The organism is Prevotella veroralis (assembly GCF_018127765.1).
In the GTDB taxonomy this organism is placed as follows: Bacteria; Bacteroidota; Bacteroidia; order Bacteroidales; family Bacteroidaceae; genus Prevotella; species Prevotella veroralis.
Genome location: NZ_CP072331.1, coordinates 558,521 through 578,177, shown reverse-complemented (window position 1 = coordinate 578,177; position 19,657 = coordinate 558,521). Strand labels below are relative to the sequence as shown.

Annotated in this window: 16 protein-coding genes and 3 pseudogenes; 2 read left to right on the top strand and 17 right to left on the bottom strand. The window is 41.7% G+C overall.

The annotated features are described in order from the left end of the window. Window positions 1–666: 666 nt before the first annotated feature. Window positions 667–828, top strand: a complete 162-nt coding sequence (locus tag J5A55_RS10465; RefSeq protein ID WP_004384048.1) for a hypothetical protein — start codon at window positions 667–669, stop codon at window positions 826–828. Window positions 829–888: 60 nt separating this feature from the next. On the opposite strand, the gene J5A55_RS10460 is transcribed toward J5A55_RS10465, so the two are convergent. Both J5A55_RS10460 and J5A55_RS10455 read right to left on the bottom strand, forming a co-directional pair. Next, a complete protein-coding gene (locus J5A55_RS10460; RefSeq protein ID WP_004384049.1) occupies window positions 889–2,142 on the bottom strand; it encodes a site-specific integrase in 1,254 nt (417 codons plus the stop codon). A 4-nt stretch (window positions 2,143–2,146) separates the two neighbouring features. Continuing rightward, on the bottom strand, window positions 2,147–3,367 hold the full coding sequence (locus J5A55_RS10455; RefSeq protein WP_004384050.1) for a site-specific integrase: 1,221 nt from the start codon (window positions 3,365–3,367) through the stop codon (window positions 2,147–2,149). Window positions 3,368–3,654: 287 nt separating this feature from the next. On the opposite strand from J5A55_RS10455, the pseudogene J5A55_RS10450 reads away from it, so the two are divergent. Next, window positions 3,655–5,181, top strand: a pseudogene (locus J5A55_RS10450) (helicase-related protein); the annotation flags it as partial. An 83-nt stretch (window positions 5,182–5,264) separates the two neighbouring features. On the opposite strand, the gene J5A55_RS10445 reads toward J5A55_RS10450, so the two are convergent. The 15 genes and pseudogenes from J5A55_RS10445 to J5A55_RS10385 all read right to left on the bottom strand — a co-directional run bounded on the left by J5A55_RS10445 (window position 5,265) and on the right by J5A55_RS10385 (window position 19,656). Next, a complete protein-coding gene (locus tag J5A55_RS10445) occupies window positions 5,265–5,936 on the bottom strand; it encodes a nucleotidyl transferase AbiEii/AbiGii toxin family protein (RefSeq protein WP_004384052.1) in 672 nt (223 codons plus the stop codon). A gap of 120 nt (window positions 5,937–6,056) precedes the next feature. Continuing rightward, window positions 6,057–6,662, bottom strand: coding sequence for a DUF6088 family protein (locus J5A55_RS10440; protein WP_004384053.1), 606 nt, complete (start codon window positions 6,660–6,662; stop codon window positions 6,057–6,059). 122 nt (window positions 6,663–6,784) lie between these two features. Next, window positions 6,785–6,964, bottom strand: a pseudogene (locus J5A55_RS12585) (IS982 family transposase); the annotation flags it as partial. 163 nt (window positions 6,965–7,127) lie between these two features. After that, on the bottom strand, window positions 7,128–7,262 hold the full coding sequence (locus J5A55_RS12490; RefSeq protein ID WP_004384055.1) for a hypothetical protein: 135 nt from the start codon (window positions 7,260–7,262) through the stop codon (window positions 7,128–7,130). A 1-nt stretch (window position 7,263) separates the two neighbouring features. Beyond that, window positions 7,264–9,378, bottom strand: a complete 2,115-nt coding sequence (locus J5A55_RS10435) for a hypothetical protein (protein ID WP_004384056.1) — start codon at window positions 9,376–9,378, stop codon at window positions 7,264–7,266. Further along, window positions 9,375–9,770: a hypothetical protein gene (locus J5A55_RS10430; protein ID WP_004384057.1), complete on the bottom strand. Its 396-nt coding sequence runs from the start codon at window positions 9,768–9,770 to the stop codon at window positions 9,375–9,377. The genes J5A55_RS10435 and J5A55_RS10430 overlap by 4 nt, the downstream gene beginning before the upstream one ends. After that, window positions 9,724–10,920 (bottom strand): YobI family P-loop NTPase, encoded by a 1,197-nt coding sequence (locus tag J5A55_RS10425; protein ID WP_004384058.1) that lies wholly within the window; start codon window positions 10,918–10,920, stop codon window positions 9,724–9,726. The genes J5A55_RS10430 and J5A55_RS10425 overlap by 47 nt, the downstream gene beginning before the upstream one ends. A 198-nt stretch (window positions 10,921–11,118) precedes the next feature. Beyond that, window positions 11,119–12,372: an ATP-binding protein gene (locus tag J5A55_RS10420; protein ID WP_004384059.1), complete on the bottom strand. Its 1,254-nt coding sequence runs from the start codon at window positions 12,370–12,372 to the stop codon at window positions 11,119–11,121. Window positions 12,373–12,525: 153 nt separating this feature from the next. Then, window positions 12,526–12,804 carry a hypothetical protein gene (locus J5A55_RS10415; RefSeq protein WP_019968928.1) on the bottom strand — a complete coding sequence of 93 codons (279 nt, stop codon included), beginning with the start codon at window positions 12,802–12,804 and terminating at the stop codon, window positions 12,526–12,528. 261 nt (window positions 12,805–13,065) lie between these two features. Beyond that, window positions 13,066–13,389 (bottom strand): annotated as a pseudogene (locus tag J5A55_RS10410) (transposase); the annotation flags it as partial. A gap of 216 nt (window positions 13,390–13,605) precedes the next feature. Continuing rightward, window positions 13,606–13,914 carry a helix-turn-helix domain-containing protein gene (locus J5A55_RS10405; RefSeq protein WP_004384063.1) on the bottom strand — a complete coding sequence of 103 codons (309 nt, stop codon included), beginning with the start codon at window positions 13,912–13,914 and terminating at the stop codon, window positions 13,606–13,608. Further along, window positions 13,902–15,962 (bottom strand): AAA family ATPase, encoded by a 2,061-nt coding sequence (locus tag J5A55_RS10400; protein WP_004384064.1) that lies wholly within the window; start codon window positions 15,960–15,962, stop codon window positions 13,902–13,904. Before J5A55_RS10400 ends, J5A55_RS10405 begins: the two co-directional genes overlap by 13 nt. Before the next feature lie 2 nt (window positions 15,963–15,964). Continuing rightward, window positions 15,965–16,339: a MurR/RpiR family transcriptional regulator gene (locus J5A55_RS10395; RefSeq protein ID WP_004384065.1), complete on the bottom strand. Its 375-nt coding sequence runs from the start codon at window positions 16,337–16,339 to the stop codon at window positions 15,965–15,967. A gap of 2 nt (window positions 16,340–16,341) precedes the next feature. Then, window positions 16,342–16,680, bottom strand: a complete 339-nt coding sequence (locus tag J5A55_RS10390; protein WP_004384066.1) for a helix-turn-helix domain-containing protein — start codon at window positions 16,678–16,680, stop codon at window positions 16,342–16,344. A gap of 636 nt (window positions 16,681–17,316) precedes the next feature. After that, window positions 17,317–19,656, bottom strand: coding sequence for a PIN domain-containing protein (locus tag J5A55_RS10385; RefSeq protein ID WP_004384068.1), 2,340 nt, complete (start codon window positions 19,654–19,656; stop codon window positions 17,317–17,319). Window position 19,657: the final 1 nt, after the last annotated feature.

Here is a 19,657-nt window from a genome sequence, read left to right as displayed (position 1 = left end):
TCTTTTTATTTTGATTACGTTATTGTTACTTGGCAAACAAACTCATATACAGTCTGTTGCCGCTATTATCGTGTACAAAGGTAAGCGTAGAACGACATAGAACAAAGGAACGCAGAAAAGCAAGGAAATAGAGGGAAGATAAGAGAAGTTAATTTGTCCGTCTGAAAAGCTCCTAAGCTTTTTGTGAATTACTTATAAGCTTTTTGCAGATTGCTTATAAGCTTTTTAAAGAAAGCTCACAAGCTTTAAGCGCAAAGGTTGGTAGCTTTCCAAAGCAGATTTGGAGCCGTTGCAGAAAAACTCTCATGTTCTGTATAAGAATATTATGATTGCGGTAATGAGAAGAGGTGCCGGTTCGTTTCATATCAACGAATATGAAAGCAGGTAACTCTCGAGAGTTCGACAATTCGACATATCGATCGTCCGATAATTCGACAAATAGATAGTTCGAACGATAGACTGTTTGGACGAATATAAGATTTATCTATCTCTCTGTGGTTCGATAGATAAATCGTCCGTACGATTGACAGGTAGAATATTTATTTTATCGCTTGCGTTCAAAAGAGCCTGAGTATGCCGTATTCGTTCGGGCATTTCTCTTTGGCGGTCAGCCTACTTTCGCAAGGTTGGAGCGAAAAATACAACCGTACAATAAATTGGGCTTGAATGAAAACGTTCTCGGCAGACAGAAGAGAAAAGCCCTGCGGTGGAGATTTTCCGCTCCATCAGCAGGACTTGACCTTGCAAGAAAGTAAAGGCAACCGCCATATCTTTGCCCGATCGATTACGGCTTCAGGGGCTTTGCGTAAGGCTGTTTATAAAGCGTAAACTTACTTCTTAAATCATGAATAAAATATATTTGGTAATTACTTCCTTAAACTTGTTGCTTCACTGGCTCTGCCGTGCAATCGATTCACAGTAATTCTCAAAGGTTGAATGCTCTCTATGAGTGAGTGCAGTCATATCCTCTTGTATCTTATGGTCAGTTATCTTTCCGTAAATTTGTGTCGTACCGATATTACTGTGTCCGAGCATCTTACTGAGCGTTTCCATCGAAATACCATTGGAAAGACATATTGTGGTCGAGAATGTGTGGCGAGCCATGTGAAAGGTCAAGCCTTTCTCTATCCGGCATATCTGCCCGATGTTCACACACGCAAAGGATGCCTTCCTTATTGTAAGATTGGGGAATATCAAGTCGTCCGCTTTCTTGCCCTTGATATAGAGCGAAAGGATTTGCTTGGCAATGGGCAGAAGTGGAATGATGGCTTCCACATTCGTTTTCTGCCTTTTGATGCGGATTTCCTCTGTACCATCTGCATTACGGATGATATGCTTCGGTTTGAGCCGTTGCATATCCACACGAGCCAGCCCCGTGAAGGCGCAGAAAAGGAACAGTTGCCTTGCACGCTCAAACTGCTTGTCAATAATGGGCGTTTGTAGTACTCGTTGCAGTTCCTCGGTTGTGAGATACCTGCGTGTTCGATGTGGTAGTTCCGCCTTGTAGTCCACAAAGGGGTCGATGTGAATGTATTTCTTCTGCTGCCCGATGCCGATGAGTTTCCGTAGGAAAATGACAACAATCTGAATGGTGGCAAGGGAGAGATTGCGCTCTGATTTAAGGTAGAAGTCCAGCTCCTCGATAAAGCCATAGTCCAACTGTGCGTATCGAATATCTTCCTGACCTAAGCGTTCACGCAGATAGGACTTAATGAGTTGTGCTGCATAGATGTAATTAGCAAAAGTCGGCTTGGCAATCGTCAGTCCTACGCATGGACGCTTTTCTTCAATAAATAGTCGTGTATCCTCCAAAAGAAAACCTTTAGGCTTGTCTTCTTCCATAAGTTCACGTTTGAGGAGCTCGGCGGTGATATAGCCACGTTGCCATATCAATTCCTGATACTTTGCTTTGGCTTGTTCCTCTTTGCTTTGTAAATAGCGGTTGATTTCCTTTGTCTCTTCGCCTGTTCCCTTGCATCGTCCCTTATGGCTGTCCCAAAGTTCAGGAGCAATTTCCTTGCCCGTGCTGTATTGTACCTGTTCTCTGTCTATGGTGATGCGCCCCATAATCGGGCATTTGCCGTTCTTCTTCTCTTTGGAACGGTTGATATAAAAGAGTGTCTTGAATGTGCTTCGTGCCATAATGTCAAAGTTTTAAGGTGAATGTATCTTGTATGCGTTGTTGTACTTTCTGCATATCTCGATGGATTCTCTCGGAGGAAACCGCCGCATAGATTTGTGTTGTTCTCAAATTTGTGTGTCCGAGCATACGGCTCACCGTTTCGATAGGTACACCCGCCGAGAGTGTGATGAGCGATGCAAAGGTGTGGCGAGCCATGTGAAAGGTCAGCGGAGTTTTCATCCCGATGTTTCTCTGTATGTAGTGCATGCCATTGAGGATAATGTCGGTAGTCGGCACGTCAAAAACAAAACCTGCCCTTATGCCTCTATAGCGATTCATAATTTCCAGAGCAGGAGGAAGTACCTGTACACGATACGGAGTCTTTGTCTTCATGCGTCTGCCCTTGATGCAGAGTTCACCCTCTTCAAAGACGATGTTTTCCTCTCTGAGATTGCGCACGTCAGAGATAGCCAGTCCTGTGAAGCAGGAGAAGACGAACAAATCACGGACAATGCGGTAGTTTTCCCACTCAATCTCCAAGTCAATTATCTTTTGTAGTTCGTCTTGCGTGATGCTTCTCGGCTCGCCTTTTGGTCGCTCGTAACTGTAGCCCAAGAACGGATAGAAGTCCAGCACGCCTTTCTTCACCGCCATGCGGACGATGGTCTGCAAAGTAGACAAGGTACTCGATATGCTACTGCGTTTCAGCTTTCGGTCAATGGTGAGATAATACTCGAAGCCCTCGATAAAGGCTTTGTCCAGCTGTGAGAGTGGAATATCGCTTACTTTGTGCTTCTTCTGCACATACTCACGGAGCAGGGAGAGTTGGTAGGTACGGAGTTTGAACGTCTTTAAGGCTCGATCAATGCCGATACGTTCCTTTGTCTGTGTAAGATACTCCCCAAAACTCTCCAAGAGCAAGGCTTGGCGGTGGATTTGCCCCTGATAGGCATCCCTCACGTCTGTGGCGGTAAAGGCTTCTTCTCTTTCACTGAATTCGTGAAAGCGTGCGTGAATGAGTGCGGTGCATTCACCGAGTTTCTGATTGACAGACACCGCCATTGCACTCTTGCCGACGAGCCGTTGCTTACGACTGTCCCAAAGAGTGAGCGGAGTCTTGCACTTGGTAGAAAAGCCAGAATGGGTTCTGCCTACTGAGAGGCGCCCGATAACAGGCACAAGTCCTTTCTTGTCGGTTCGTTTCGCCTGAACGAAGAACGATACTTTCAGTTTGTTTTCCTTCATTTTTCTGTCGTTTTTTCTAAATTTCCTTTGTTTGCAAAGGTACAGATGAGCAAGTATTCCTGAGCGATGCAGAAAAATGAAAGATGAGGAATAAAAACCTATGAAACAGTTGTTTAGCTTCAATTCGTTACCCCTTTTTGCTTTTCCCTTGATGGGTTACGATTTGGTAACGGAACTCATGCCGTTTGATGCTCGTTTTCGCTTACCCTCAAAATAGCAGGAAAAAGCTAAATAACACTATTTCAAATAGTTACATTCCCTGCGTTTCCCTCTGTTTCACTTAATTCTTAGCTACCGATTATGCCCGCAAGATGAGCCTTGATTTACGTATGATTGATGAAAATGCTTACTCAGATCATATCGACAACAAGGCAAGCCACTGCGCCAAGATGCTCAATGACTATTACCAAAAGTACGATGCACAGAAAGGAACACAGTTTGTTTTCTCTGATTTAGGTACTTACAAACCCGGTGGAGACTTCAATGTCTATTCGGAAATCAAGAGAAAGTTGGTGGAAGACTATCATATCCCATCCTATGAAATACGCTTCATTCAGGAATGCAAGAACGAGAAAGCTAAGAAGGCAATGGTAGATGCCATGAACCGTGGAGATATCCGTATTATTTTCGGCTCTACGTCTATGTTGGGTACTGGTGTGAATGCCCAGCAGCGTGCCGTGGTCATCCACCATTTGGATACGCCCTGGCGACCTTCGGACTTGGAGCAGCGCAACGGGCGAGCTGTGCGCAAGGGAAATCTTATTGCCAAGGAGTTTGCGGACAACAAGGTTGATGTGATTATCTATGCCGTGGAACGTTCCTTGGATAGCTACAAGTTCAACCTGCTGCACAATAAGCAGCTCTTCATCAATCAGCTAAAGACGAACACGCTTGGCAGTCGTACCATCGATGAGGGTTCGATGGATGAGGACAGCGGCATGAACTTCTCCGAGTATGTAGCAGTGCTTTCAGGTAATACCGACCTTTTAGAGAAAGCAAGATTGGATAAGAAGATTACCACCTTGGAATCAGAACGTAAGAACTTTCTCCGTGAGCGTGATGCCGCAACGAGCAAGTTGGCTGAGATTGAGAGTTCTGTATCCTTCCATACGGACAAAATCAAGGAGGCACAATCTGACTTAGCTCTCTTTGAGAAGCGTGTGGAGCGTAATGAGGAAGGTACACCTATAAATAAACTGACAATCAAAGGTGTGGAAGACAGTACCGACATCAAGGTCATAGCTGCACGTTTACAAGAAATAGACGAAAAAGCTCGCACCAAAGGAGAGTATAATAAAATCGGTGAAGTTTATGGTTTTTCCATCATGGTTAAGACGGAGAGCACTTCAAAAGACTTGTTTGACTGTTCAGTGAACCGCTTTTTTGTGAAAGGGCAGGAGTCTATCTACTACACTTACAATAATGGAAAGTTGGCAACTGACCCGAAACTTGCATGTCAGAACTTCATTAATGCCTTGGAGCGTATCCCAAAGGTGATAGAGTCGCATGAGAAGGAAATGGCAAAGGTTGTGGCAAATAAAGAAGTTTATACTAATATTGCTAACAGTTCTTGGAAAAAGGAGGACGAGCTTCGCACACTTAAAAGTGAAGCTGCGGAGCTGGGCAGAAAAATAGCCTTAACACTTTCACCTCCAGAAGAGGAACAAGATGCAAAGGAAGAAATGAAACAAGGAGAGGGCTTGTCCGGCAACAATCATTCTGTCGGGAAGGGGAATGATAACCTTTCTGTTCAGGATTCAGAAGAGGAGAAACATTCGCAGAGTTTTAAACCGAAATGGCGACATTATCTTTAATGTTATTCCTTAGTTCTCTCTATTAGATTTTGGCAAATAACGCTTATTATTGCCAAAATCTAACAAATTACTGGTGTTGTTTACTATTTGCTTATCCTAAACCTTTCTTGAAGTTCGGATAGTGCATCTAATAGTTCTTCAAATGAAGGTTTTCTCCCATAAATCATTGATTCAATCATTGCCTGATAGTCTGATTTCCATTCTTCAAGAATATCTTTCTGGGGGACAATCCGGAGACGTTTGCGTACATCGGGAGTATAATCCACATCTTTCACTGAAGTATAAATTTCTCTATGGTGACGAATAGATTCCCATAATGCATCATCTGCAATGGCTTTCTTTGCAAAATCTTTATTCATCATGACGTAAAGGTCATAAAGATGCCGGCTCTTGCGCTCTGCTATCATTCCGTGTCCGGGAATGGAGAATAGTTCGTGAAGCAAGAACGCCTTTTCAAGGAATGTCTTTGCGGGAATAGCAGTATGAATGGCACTGTCAGCCAATGGTGTAATCGAAAGATGCTCTCCAATAATACTTTTAATTTGTATTGATTCTGTCGGTTCAAGCAATGAACGTGCACTCACTTCCAATACAATATCAGGGCGGAGATATGTAAGCCCCTTGTCAAAAACTGATTTATAGTGAAGATAAATCTGACGTGGCTCGGGATAGGTGGCGTCACCTTCGCCATTGGGTTGAGCATTAACTGTGACAAACGACTGCAAGCCTTTTCTTTTTAGTTCTTCACAAATCATAGGGGTTAGTTCCTCTAAAACAAAAAGCGATGATGCCTTTCGCAATTTCTTGGCAACCCTACCTTATGTGCAACCGATTCATAGACACTTTTCCGTTGTGAGTCGGATAATCCAAGAAACCTATTCATATAGACCAACTATAAATTCCCTTACCTTTGAAGGCATTAGTTTGAGGTCGGCAACTTGAAGGTGAGGATTTTCGTTTAACTTCATTTTAATGATAGCAACCTGCTCATCAGTCAGGTTCTCTACTTTCCAGTCTTTAAGGGCTGTTGTTAAGAGAAGGGCTAACTGGCTACGGATGGAGAAATATCTGGGAGAGGCGCGCCTGAATTTTATGTTTTTCCCTTCGCCAAGATTTATAGTACGTGAGACGCCATCGGTTAAGTAAGCTATGTTCATCGGTATCTGTTGAGTCAGTCCTAACTGGTATTGGGCAAAAAGTCCCGTTGGGACAATTCTTGCGCCATCCCTTTTTGCCACTGCTTTGGCAATATCCTCAAGTGATGGAGGAACCACTCCAAGCCTATATATCTTTTCTATTTTAGGGTAGCAATAAATACCACGTGCCACCCTAATCATCAGTCCTTTTTCCGTGAGGCGCTCCAAAGCTTTATTGACTGCATTTCGATTCCCATACGAAACAAAATCTCCTACAAAAAACACAGAGCCTCTCCCGCACTTTTTTGACTTTATAAGTATATTGCTTTCAATGCTTTTACCCATAGTTATACTTTATTTTTGTCGCGAAACAATGCATTATTCACGACAACAAAGGTACATATAAAATTTCATAACCAGCACAAAAATGGAGAAAAACACAAGGTTGTCAAGCCATACAGATGTTCGCTGTCGATAAACGAAATGCCGGTGTATCCGCCAAAGGCATAGAGCTTCAAGAACAGCATCATCTTAAAGAAAACACGTGGTATGAGTTCCACGAATCGATTGTAGGAAACGGCATCCGGAAACTCCTGTTTTAGTTGACAACCAACGCAGCAGATATAGGACTCCTTGATGTTCCTATATGCTTGGTTAGCATCGTTTAAAAGTTTTGTAATCTATTGATTTTCATCTATAAAGATGCGAAAATTTAGCGAGATTACCAACTTTTACAAGACTTTCCTTATCCCGAACTCGCGTAGTGAATATAACAAAAAAGTATTTAGGAAAATCAGGAAAAGCCATTCATTAACTTTCTATTATGCCTGAAAAATTCAAGAACAGATGCTCCTCTAAACGATAAGGTGATGGATTTCCATGGTTCTTCTCCATGAAATCTATTACCTTACTGCACCTTGCCGACCATCTTTCTTCCTGTGTCATGCTAACTATGTTTGAAAGTCACATAAAACTGTCCATCTTTTTTTTCCACCTTACTTATATAATGCCCTTTCCTTTTTAGGTAGTCCAACAACGTGAAATTATGTTCATTTATATCAAAGCTAGCCCAACCACGAGCATAGGTTAGTTTGTGATACTCACCTCCTAATCCATCTATAAGTTTGTTTTCCAGTTCAGTATTATATTCCCATGTAGCATTGCACTTATTAATGAGGGTTATCTTTTGTTCCCAACTATCTCCACCTTGATAAATAGTTAATGCTATTACTACTAAATCCTTGTTAGCCCCATCAACACCACACTGGTTATAATAGAAGCAAACCAGTTTAGCCAATTCCCATGCGTCCTGACTCTCTTTCGTTATAAACAAGCATTCATTTAGGAATCGTTTCTTTTGCTCCAGCGCCAACTTACTATTAAGGATACGAACACCCATGCTATTCCTCATATACTCTTTCCACTCAATTGTTTCATCATCCATGAGTGCATCATAGTGAAGAATGAGATAATCATCCGCTACTTGAACAGAGCAGTTAACATTCAAATGCTTAAATATTTCTGAGTCTGCACTCACTTTTTTCTGTCTTATTACCTCGGCTATTCTTTCATCATCCATTTCTCCAAATTCAACTAAGGTAAATGTCATATCAAAGCTACGCAGCAACTTCACAAACTCAAGCATGGGTTGTTTCTCACCGGTAAATAATTGTTTATGCATCAACGTTACCAGGTTCTCATCCCCCACACACCTTTCTTTTGACAGTATGGTAGCATGTCTTGTCAAATATTCGTTCAGAGTATCATCCAAAGTTCCTAACACTTGATAAGCGCCAAGAACGCTATGCCATGCAACTGCCAGCTTATCCGCAGCCAGAATCAAGCCCACTGCTCTTGTGTCAAGGTCGCTTACATCATCAAAATCATATAATTGCTGGCTAAGATATTGTGTCAACCATTCATCATCGCCAACCGCCTCCTTTATCATATACACCAGCGTCTCTTTACTCTCCTCGTTACAACTCGTTTCAAACCATGTGGCTATGGTCTTCTGGTTATTTAGCAGGTATTTCTTCAACTTGTCATTTGACAGTTTAAAAATAGCCGTCATTGGTTTCTTAGTCAAACTATCACCCAAAATAACACCAAGATTTTTTTTACTAATCACGAATCCCTTATTAGTCAAGCAATATTCATATAAATCCTGTGATTCTTTGCTGGGTTTTACGAGTGTTTCAAAGCATAGATTGTACTTATTAATAAACTTCTTTAGTTTGGCAAGCTTATAGAACTTAATACTAGAATGCAAGAACTCATATTTACCCTCAAGATGCTTTATCTCTTCATCATTCAGTTTTATAGAGATGGGAGACTCTCTGAAGAAGAGTCTCAGTAATACATCACTATTCTCGGCTTTTTCTTGTCCCTTAATGATGTTAACACATGAATTCCAGCCTTCAAACACACGAGTAAAGAACTGATCGTTAACTTTTTCCGACATTTGGAAATAACTCACGATAAATTCAGGATTCTTTCGAGCGGTTTCTATGAAACTCGTCAGGAAATGTTCCTCTTTGTTATCAAGCAAGTAGTTCAGAATATCATAGTTAAGGATACTATTATTCTTAAAATCTTCAACTCTAAACTTGCGTATTACACTTTTGACATTATTTAGTTTATGATCGTACGCCCGTTCAGTACCCTGTAAAACAGCATTGATAAACTGATAATCACTCTCAGATGTAGATCCTTCATAGAATTTTGAAATATAGAGATAGTAATCTTCAGTGATATACCCGCCATAAATCATGGTTAATAGAGTATCTACCATTTCATTATTCATGGTCTTAGACTCATTTTCTTTGGCCGTGTACTCTTTGACGTATATCTTATTGAAAATCACACGGGCTTTTTCTCCCCCTATCTTTCTTAAGACTTCCCGTAAAGCAGTATTCTCGATTACCTTTATCTCCTTTTCGAGTTTCAGCCTTTCATCGTTACTCCTATTATATGCTTGTGAATGCTCGTCAATGGCCTCATAATAGCCTATATCCTCCGTGACTTTCTTCTCAATCTCATCAAATTCGAAATTATAGGTCATACTGCCAATTCCTCACGGTTATGGTCAGTGTAAGTATATCTATCAAACTCATCGTTAATAAACAGTTCAAAGAGATTATCCCTACTTGCCACCTGTCCCAAGGTATAATCATAGCCGTTTTTTATCAGAGTCGTAACTTCAACCTGATCGTTTAGTTTTTCAAGGTATTGTTTTCTAATATTGATTATCTTCTCCCGTGCCTCATTCATACTTTGAATTGAGGCATTTGCTTTCTTCCTTATTTCCTTTGTCTCGTCTTCACTAAATAATGACTTGTTCTTAAAAATCGCATAAAACAATCCCTGCTTTAAATATGCCTTAGCAAAATCTTGTGGGAACAGGTTCTTATAAACAATAACTGCAAGCAGGTTTTTGTTCGTAGTTCTCGTCATCACCACTTAAATGCGTCTTTAGACTCTTCTGGAAAAGCGTATATTCATTTACTATGTTCTTCAACTCACGCAGTCCCGTCACCTTACTCAACAACTGTTCCAGTACCGGCGTATCTACGGTTTTAAATAGACCTTTACTCTTATACTGTTTAATCAGATAGTCGGTCACATTGTAATGATCCATCACAGGGACAACCGCAATAATATAGTCAAAGCATTTTGTCCTAAGATCCCTGGTAAAGACATCATCCCTAATTGCATATATGAACCGAACAATACGCCTCCGCTTCTTAAACGTTTCCGACTCATTAATCAACATGTTCAGCTCTCGAATCTTCAAAAACAATTTGTCAGAATTATCTAATCGGTCTAAGTCTTCAAACAGTATATAATCATATTGGTTTTCTTGTATGATAAAGATAATCTCATCCAGATACTTATTGAATACGGACACATCCACATCTGCTGATGCTTCCAACTTAACACCATTTGCTTCAATTTTAATATTTCTGAATTGATTTAGCTTCAAAGCTGTTATTTTGCCAACCCAGAACAGAAACCAAACCAAATAGCCTACTGAACAAGCATCTGCTATAAGGTTAATCCACCATCCTACCTTCTCTCCAAAAAATCTATAATAGCCATCGTAGAAGCTATCAATTCTTAAAATGGAAGGTTCAAATGCTATAACAAAACAAGCTAAAGCAACAAGAATACAAATGATGTATTGTCCATAATTTCTCACGACCGGTTCGTGGATGCGTTTAAACCCAGAATGTGATATCTTATTTTTGTCGCATTTATACAGTAGATGCTGGACTATCTTGTATTCAATCTCATTTGAATTCTGATCTTCATTTTCAGAAGGTAGAGAAAAGGTTGACATGGAAATACGAAAGACTTTATTCGCTATTCCCATTTCATCTATACAGGTATTAGCAACAGAACTCTTACCGGAGCCATAATGACCGGTAATAGCAATATTCCTGGAATCGCTTTGCTCCAAAGCAAACTTCAGGTCATCCACGGCAAGGTGAGATGTGTCACCCGCAGGTATGTTACAAGGTGACAGAAGAGTTCGATATTCCTTAGGCATCTCTTCATCTTGAGCCTTACCCACTTCTTGTTTTTTAGATTCCTGTACTTTCATTCCTTAATTCATAACCTTTAATCAAAATAAAGTATTGAAAATCATTATGTTATCAAAATTGTAATTAGCAAAAGTCGACATTTTTTACAAACTTTCGCAAATTATATAGACAACCACCGTTCACCCTGCGTCATATTCCGTCCTTCCTTACCACCGTTCCTCTGTGGTTTCAGCATCCTTCGGATGTCTCACCCGAAGTTACACCTCTGTCAGCCATTTCCACACCGGCACCACGGGTATTCCCTCTTCCGTGCCCTTCTCATCATATGTAATCAGCAGACACTTCCAGTCCTCGTGTGCCTTGGCATACTTCACCAGTGGCGGCAACTCCCTGTTGTAAGTGGTCTCATCCTTGATGCTGTAGGACACCTGTATGGCTAGCTTCTCGTCAGGTACTATGAAGTCTATCTCCTTGTCAGCATTCAGATAATACACATTCTCCTTGCCGTATCGTCTGAATAGTTCCACCGCCACCATGTTTTCCAGTAGCGACGTCTCTGAGTTCATCAAGAACAGATTCAGCAATCCGTTGTCTATAAAATAATACTTCTTTTGCGTCTCCATCTCCGTCAGCTTCCCAATCTCATTCTCCATGGGCAGTATTAGCCAACTGTCAGCGGCATAATCCGCATAGTCTATCGTAGTAGGCACACTGATGGGTGACCCTGTTGCCACTATCACGTTCTTCAGCCTGTTATACGACAGCGGTTGCTTCACGCTCTCTGCAATCTTCTTAATCAGAATGTTCAACACCCTGTCGTTCTTAATGTTGTTTCGGGCACAGATGTCACCCAGGTAGATCTTCTGGTACAAACTCGAAAGCATAGCCCTTTTATTCTTGAATGACAATATCTCTGGCAGACCGCCGTAATAGAAGTACTCATTCAGATGCCGCTTTACTTTGCTTCTCTGGATAGTGTCATACTCCCAATGCTCCCTCAGTTCTACCTGCTGCGCTGCCAGATACTCTTTGAACGAATATGGGTACGCATCATAGATAAAGAACCGTCCTCCCAGCGTAGTTGCCACTTCCTTGCTCAACATCTTCGCATTATTGCCCGTCACATATACCCTGTATTTCGCATCAGTCAACCTCCGCACGAACTTGTCCCAGTGCGGAATATTCTGCACCTCGTCCAAAAACACCACCGGCTTCTTACCATACAGTTCCAGATGGGCTTCCAGCAGACTGTTAAAGTCTTCCGTCTGGAATTCCGCCAGACGCTCATCCTCAAAGTCCACAAACAGAATCTCGTCCCATCCCTTTCCTGCCGCCTGCAGCTGACGCACGCGCTGATACAGCAGGTACGACTTACCCGCATGTCTCACGCCAACTATCACATAGTTGCCATTCTCTTCAAAGTCTGTGGGGCGGTGCGTAATCACCGCCTCATCCACTTCGCGTTGCTTACTAATCAGGCACTGTTTGATGACATCTTTACTGACACCCATATAAATTATATTTAATAAGAATCGTACAATCTTATAAAGTTTGATTTACAAAATCAGGCATTTTCTATAAAACAAAATTGATAATCTTCGGTTTTTTACAATACTTTTACACTTTTTGTCGTGAATCATTATTTTCCTAGACCTATACTTGTGCTAGGGTTTGCCTATTGTATTTGGCATTGCCCTAAACACTTCTGTCAAATACGATACAATCCTTCTTCCACGTTGCCACTTTGAACTCTTGGAGGCGTCGAATTGTTTCTTCTCGTACAAAATGAAAGAATCAACTCCCTGGGCTGGATTATACTTGTATTTCTTCCCGGAGAAGTCGCAGATGGCAAGGAGAAACACAACAAAGGCAATATCTGGATCAAGATGGCGAGAACGGATGAGTTCCACCTTGATGTAGGCTGTGTTGTATTCGTGTTCCATATTGTTGAGTTATGAGGACGGTGTAAGCAATTTACGGCATTCAGCAAGTACATATGTCGGTCAAAGTTGAATATACGTTCAAGACAACTGAAGTCATTGTGCTCCATTTTTATCAATTCCACAGAGAAACGTGAGTATTCTTCTGGATGTTCCTGCTTCCAAGAATATACTCGATCTGGCGCCTCCTTCATGGCAGTCTTTTAAAATCTTCAAATGGTCTCATGCGAATAATAATATAATATACACGAGTTCGGGATAAGGTCAATATGCAAAGAGCTCCAATTGTCCTGATTTCTCTATCTGTACTGGTAGTGCCTCCGGTTTATTGTCAAAGAAGCAGTATGCCGTGAGTGCCGAGCACAGATTCATCATAAAGTTGTGTATGGACCTATGTCGCGAATACACGAGATTTGCTTTATTCTTAAGCAGCTCGTTGATACACTCGATAATGTACCTCTTTCTAAGCAGTAGTTCGTCCCATATGGGCATGAGCTTGTCCTTCATATTTGCCTTTAGACCATGTACGAGATGGACTCCCTAGTTGAAGAGACACCCAAAGAAGTCCTTCTTTATATATCCTCTATTGTAGGGCAATCGCAGGTTTTTATCCAACTCAGCATTCAAATTCTTATCAGACTCATCGATAATACAGAAAATTTCAGTGACTCCATTCTTTGTAATCTATTGATTTTCACCAACAAAGACTAAATTTTGGTAAGATTACCAACTTTTACAAGACTTTTCTTACCCCGAACTCGCGTAGTTACATAACAAAAAAGAGGAGAAGTATATCCAAAGCACCTACCATTCCTCTCGCTTTCGTACCATTTTATCTATCTCTTCCCAAAGAAAAAGCAATCGTCCATTGGCTTTGAGATAAGGAATTTTCCCTGCCCAAACCCAGTTGTAAATGGTTTTTTGTTCTACCTTCAAGATTTTTGAGACATCTATGATGTCCAAGTATTCCGGTTTCAATGGAGGGTGAACGGTTGTATCTATTTCCTGTTCCCGCAGGACGAGCAAACAGTCGAGCTTATCTTCCACATTCTTCAGTTTATCAAACAGGCATTTCTGCCATGTGTCTTCAGATTGTTGGTCTAAGTATGGCATAGTTCCCCTTTTTGATAATTTCCATTTACATCTTGTGTCAAGATACGTTGCTCTTTCATATAGACGATGTACTTCTTTGCGGTTCTGTCTTTGATTTCCATTTCGCGCATCAGAACCTCACACAGTTCTTGGTATGAGAGTTTGAAAGAACTTCGGAAAGCGTCTCTAATAATACCAATAAGTTCGTCGGTTTTGCACTTTTCCTTGTCTTCCTTGGATTTCTCACCACGATAGACGTGCATATCCTCTGCCTTATCCCAGCCGAAAAGCATCATCGGTACATCCAGCGGACTTCCGTCACGGACTTTCAATGCTTTTACCACCGAGTATTCCGGATTGTCGTCTTTCTCTATGGAAAGAATTCCCGCGGCTTTGCGTTGCAGCTCGGAACCGATGTGACCACGGAGCTTAATGCCATTCGGCACAAAGTGCAGCACGCAGATGATGCAAGTATTATATATGCCAGCTAAACGGTACAACTCATCTACAATGGCAATACTTTCCGTTTCATCGTTGGCGGAGCGTATCAAGTCGGCTATACCATCAATCACCACAAGATGGATGCCTCCATGCTTGTGGTGAAACAAATCCATGCTCTCACGGATAAGTCTCAATCTGTCCTTACGGGAGAGCGAGGCAAGGTACAGGGAGTGGTAAAACTCCGGTACGGTTTTCAATGAAGCACGTCGTAAGGTCTTACCCAAATTTTTGTGCAGTTGTGCCTCGGACTGTTCGGTGTCATAGTGCAGAACCGCCAAGCCTTTGGGATTGGCGGTAATCTCCAATCCCAAGGTCTTCTCTATCGGCAATCGTTTTTCTCCCAATGTTCCGGCAAGGATGGCACCAATATAGTTGCTCTTGCCCGTACCCTCACCTCCGGTAATGCAGAACAGATTATCCTGCGTACCGAGTGGAACACCATTCACAGTCACAACCGATTTGGAAATGTCCGGTGGATTCTCATAATCAATTTCACAGGAACGTAACATCATCATAGTTTGGCTATATAGGTCTGAGAACATCTTGGCAAGCAGCTCTTTCAATTCCTTTGCCCCGTTGCCCAAGGCAAAGAAATCTGAAATGTCTTTTTCAGACTTCGTGCCACTTAGCGGAAGTGAAAGGTTCAATACCTTGTATTCTGCCAGATGTTCTGCTTGTCTGTGACTCTCGCGTACGCCTGTCTCGTCAGCATCATACAGAAGTATGATATGTCGAAAGCGAAGCTGAAGGCTCTCGATGATGCTTGTCGGTATCTGTGCGGTTTCACTGTTGAAGCAGATTGCATTGAAGCCGTGTGCATACAATGAGAGTACATCCTTTTCTCCACCTGTTATGAAGAGCATATCGCCTTTAGCGGGAATCTGCTCCATACCGAAGCAATAGGTGGCAGGCATCCGTCCACCATAGAGAAAGCGGATTTTCGGACTGTGAGGTCGGTATATCTTTACATAGCCGTTTCCGATATAGGCAAACATAGGTTCCGTAGGTGAGCCATAAAGTTCAAACTTCCGACCTTCAGCAGAAATACTCTCATAGCGTTTAAGACTCCGTACCCGAAAGCGTCGGAGTGCATCCTCATGGATACCATAATGCGCCCAATAGTTTAGCAGCCCGTCATCAAAAGGCTGTATCTCAAAACTGTATGGTCGTTCTACCGTATGCTTGGGCATATCAGTCTCGGGACTGAAGCCAATAGTTTTTTTGTATGACTGTGTTATATGCTTGCTATGCTGTTCACCATCACATAAAGAATACAATCCAAGTTCTTGTACTATGGTTTCCAGGACCTCGGGAAAACTTGTTTTCAGGTTTAGGCCACGCATAGTTGCTACAAACCAAAAACAATCTCCCGAATAGGTTGTATCCCCATGATCATAGAACTTATAGGATGAACTCTTCCTATCATAGAAGATATGGCATGAAGCCCGCTTGTCATCATAGAAGGGACTGCGGAAGTTACGGTGCAGGTTCACCTCAAAGCCAAGGAAATGGGAGAACACGTTCAACCCTCCTTGTGTAAGCAAAAGTATTTGTTCTTTATCTATCATATTTATCTGTTTTTAGAATTAAGGCAAGAACTCATAATAAGGTTGTCCTTAAAGCGGTTGAGTCGTCCGAGAACCTCATCATTCCTCATCCCTGATACACGGAGCCGGTTACATTTCACGGCAATAATGATTGACTTGAAAAAGTAGCGCACATCACCACTCTCCGTGTAGCGGTAACGCAGCAACTGCTTTTTGCGCCAGCGGTAGAGGGTGGACTCTGAAACATTCAAACTCTCGATTAGGTCTTTCGTGGTCATTTCCAGCTCGTCATCTATATCCTGTATAAGGTGAGAGGTTCTCTCGACGTACTGCTCTATTCGATTGAGCCTATCTATCAATTCTTGATAAGCCAGACTCTCTACTGTGATTATTTCCATGACTATAACCGTTTTGTAGCCCCCGTCGCTTGTTCTGTTCCGAGTTCAATTAATAGTTGTGAAAGCTTATTGAACGCCTCCTCTGTAAAAACTTCTATATGCATCTCTACCATAGGTAAAGGTCTTGGCTGCCCATTCCGTGCAAGAACTTCAAACATTTCAGTAGAGCAGATGCCTACTTTAGAAGCATATTTTAGGATTTGGCAGAGAGTCATCTCTGTCTGTCCGTTTTCCCAACGTGAGATCCTACTTGAACTAACTCCCAGAATTCCAGAAAGATACTCCTGGGAATAACCTTTTTCTACTCTTGCTGACTTCAGCATTTCCAATAACTCTTTCATAATTATAAAGTTATTAAAGCACCGCCACAAGAGCAACCCGCTATATGCAAATGTTTTCACCCTATGCAATCCGTCTTGCAGCAGGTGCAAGGTTCAGCATCATAGCGGTAGCATAAGGACGAGAAATACGTAGTACAGACAAAAGAATCTTAAAGAATGACCTACTTTTAATGAAAAGATTTATAGTAAACTTATATAAGGGAATGTTAAAATACCATTCCTCTTAAAATCAACTATCATTTATAAAGAACAATCACTGTCAAAGAACAAAGAACTCACGGATCCCCCAGTGCAAGGTGCAAGTCCCTTTTTATATAAGGGCTTGCACCTTGCACTGGAAAATGTAGCAGTAAAATCTCTAAATATTTATGGTGCAAAGATTTGGAGGTTAGTACAATTTTATATACCTTTGTACCCAAGAAAAGAGAGCTGTTGTGCTTTCAAAAGGTAATCAGAACGGTAGTCATTAAGCAGTCAAAATACTGCTACAAAAATGCTACACAGATGATTTATCAAAATATATAGAAGATTTATATACAACGAGATACGAGAGCTTGGTTCATAAACCTCTCTCTCCGCAAATAAGGGTGTAAATCAGCGAGTTATGCGATTTGCACCCCTTATTACACCCAAAAATTATCGTTTAAGAAATGATTTCAAGGAAAGAGTCTTGAATCCTAAAATTTTTGATTTGAGTTGTAATCCATTATCAGACGTTAACATGATTGGATTTTGATCTTTATATTTCAACGCTACGGAAACAATCATATTGTCTGGTGAGCGCTTATCAAAATCTTCTGGTAAAAGAGACGTGTCGGCAAACTCATAGATAATCTCATGTTGAGTTTCGCTGTTGAGGTTACGGAGTGCTTTTTCTGCATTACGTTTGCCCTCATCGCTCAACTTTATCTTCATCTTATCGAGTTCATCAGTTACCTTAGCAGACAGAATAACAGGGTACTTCTTATCGATTTTTCTGATAATGTCTGGACAATTTACAAAGACATTTGTGTCGACGATGTAGTAGTTCTTCTTGTCTGAACTCAGTTCCTTCTTTTTGCACTCAAATTTCGACAGGTCTATCTTACCGACAACCTTCACGCCAATAGAAGAATTTGCAAATTCTTGTTTTGGAGATTCCTCTACATGTGGGCTAGGTTCTGCGATTGGTGTAGTTTCAAGTCTATCGTTTGAGATTACTCGCATATCACCATCATACTTATCGCAATTGTCAACGAATCGTATGACTGTTGGCGAAACGGTATGGAACTCGTTCAAAGGAATGTCAGAAATGATGAGCGTTGTGCTGAGCGAACGGCTGGTAGCCACATTGAAATGACGGTCTTCAAGTGCGAATCCTGGGTTGCGTCCAGGAACATAGAGCACAGCGTAATCAACTGTCATACCTTGGATTCGGTCGATGGTTTCAATAGTGATGTCCAATTCAATGTCTGACGTACAGAATCGCTTTTGCAGTTCTTTTACCGAATCGCGGAATGGAGTGATAATCGCCAGCGATCGCATTGGATAACACTTCTCCATCGTATAAATCACATTACGGATTATTGCATCTGCTTTATCAGAATACACGCCATTTCGAGCATCATTTGTGCAATGGTATAGTACACCGCCCTCGGATGGAAAAAGAGGGCTGTTTGCATCAGTAAAATCAAGGTATTCTTTCTTTACAGATACAAAGCGGTTGCCATAGAAATATTTTGTGAGTGCTGCCGAACGTCTGGTTAGACGGAATGTGGTGACGATACGGTACGACTTAATCTGCGAACCTAAAGCCATCGTTTTCAATCCTTCTACCTGCGTTGAAATATTCCACGAATTGTACTGAGGATTATTGAGTTTTACGATAGGCGGCAACTGCATTGGGTCACCCACGATCATGCAGTCAACACCTAACTGCTTGAATGCAATAATAGCTGTCAGGAATGCCTGAGAAGCCTCTTCTATGACTACCAAATCGTATTGTGGTAATTCATACAGAGTCATCTTCTGCTCGCTAAAAACGCTTGACAGCTGATAGTTCGTGGCACAAAGCATTTCGCCATCCGGAACTTGTAAGTCAACAGAGGAAGCTTTTACACCAGACACTTGTTTACGCTCGTCAATAGAAAGATTAGTCTTGCTGACACGACCTTCCTTCACATACTTCTGCAAAGGCTTCTGCTTGATAAGTTCTATAAGACCTTTGTTCGCCATAGTTGTGACGCAGACGTTTTTACCAGCGTCAAGATACGATGAAATTACAGAAGCGATGGTGTAGCTCTTGCCAGTTCCCGGAGGACCTTGTACGATACAACAATGTTCATTGGCGAGCGTGTCTATGATAGTGTCAGAGATACCTGTTGGCTTCTCCTCATCAAACGCAAGTTCCTCGGGAGCCCATTCTTCGTAATTGATGGTTGGTTCAAGGTTAAGTTCCTCGTTTGAAGAGAACGCATCCATGTAGTTGGCGAGGTTGCGAAAATACTCTACAGGAGGGAATGGATTGTGAACTATAAGTGAAAGGCTTTTGCCATCAGCCAATGCCTTTGATAATATATCATACAACTTAAAGCTGAACCCAGAGCATGCTACATAGTCATAATTGGAATCACCTGTATGCACATAGTACATCGGGGTCATATCAGAGCCAGGAGAATGGAAATCCTTATTACCCACGAACTCCTCCCAACGGCATATCCACTCCGTAACGTGCTCACCTAATGTCTGCTTTGCACCTTTCTTTATTATGCATACCCCCTTCTGTACTTTCAAGCGAGGAGCCATACGACGAGGGCATTTAAAGATAATCATACCTGTCTCATGCTGAATGGAATCTACATAAGCAAGAGACAACTCGCCTGTTTTGAACAAGTTTCTCATCTGCGAGCGGTTTATCTTTTGTTGCTCGTCGATAGCCTCCTTCACTTGGTCGGCGAAGAATGACTTATAGTTAGAAAGCTTGATATTGTCAATCATA

Excerpts from the sequence above, each read along its gene's own strand:
- J5A55_RS10465 (WP_004384048.1), top strand. The coding sequence starts at position 667 with ATGAAAACGTTCTCGGCAGACAGAAGAGAAAAGCCCTGCGGTGGAGAT.
- J5A55_RS10460 (WP_004384049.1), bottom strand. The coding sequence starts at position 2,142 with ATGGCACGAAGCACATTCAAGACACTCTTTTATATCAACCGTTCCAAA.
- J5A55_RS10455 (WP_004384050.1), bottom strand. The coding sequence starts at position 3,367 with ATGAAGGAAAACAAACTGAAAGTATCGTTCTTCGTTCAGGCGAAACGA.
- J5A55_RS10445 (WP_004384052.1), bottom strand. The coding sequence starts at position 5,936 with ATGATTTGTGAAGAACTAAAAAGAAAAGGCTTGCAGTCGTTTGTCACA.
- J5A55_RS10440 (WP_004384053.1), bottom strand. The coding sequence starts at position 6,662 with ATGGGTAAAAGCATTGAAAGCAATATACTTATAAAGTCAAAAAAGTGC.
- J5A55_RS12490 (WP_004384055.1), bottom strand. The coding sequence starts at position 7,262 with ATGACACAGGAAGAAAGATGGTCGGCAAGGTGCAGTAAGGTAATAGAT.
- J5A55_RS10435 (WP_004384056.1), bottom strand. The coding sequence starts at position 9,378 with ATGACCTATAATTTCGAATTTGATGAGATTGAGAAGAAAGTCACGGAG.
- J5A55_RS10430 (WP_004384057.1), bottom strand. The coding sequence starts at position 9,770 with ATGACGAGAACTACGAACAAAAACCTGCTTGCAGTTATTGTTTATAAG.
- J5A55_RS10425 (WP_004384058.1), bottom strand. The coding sequence starts at position 10,920 with ATGAAAGTACAGGAATCTAAAAAACAAGAAGTGGGTAAGGCTCAAGAT.
- J5A55_RS10420 (WP_004384059.1), bottom strand. The coding sequence starts at position 12,372 with ATGGGTGTCAGTAAAGATGTCATCAAACAGTGCCTGATTAGTAAGCAA.
- J5A55_RS10415 (WP_019968928.1), bottom strand. The coding sequence starts at position 12,804 with ATGGAACACGAATACAACACAGCCTACATCAAGGTGGAACTCATCCGT.
- J5A55_RS10405 (WP_004384063.1), bottom strand. The coding sequence starts at position 13,914 with ATGCCATACTTAGACCAACAATCTGAAGACACATGGCAGAAATGCCTG.
- J5A55_RS10400 (WP_004384064.1), bottom strand. The coding sequence starts at position 15,962 with ATGATAGATAAAGAACAAATACTTTTGCTTACACAAGGAGGGTTGAAC.
- J5A55_RS10395 (WP_004384065.1), bottom strand. The coding sequence starts at position 16,339 with ATGGAAATAATCACAGTAGAGAGTCTGGCTTATCAAGAATTGATAGAT.
- J5A55_RS10390 (WP_004384066.1), bottom strand. The coding sequence starts at position 16,680 with ATGAAAGAGTTATTGGAAATGCTGAAGTCAGCAAGAGTAGAAAAAGGT.
- J5A55_RS10385 (WP_004384068.1), bottom strand. The coding sequence starts at position 19,656 with ATGATTGACAATATCAAGCTTTCTAACTATAAGTCATTCTTCGCCGAC.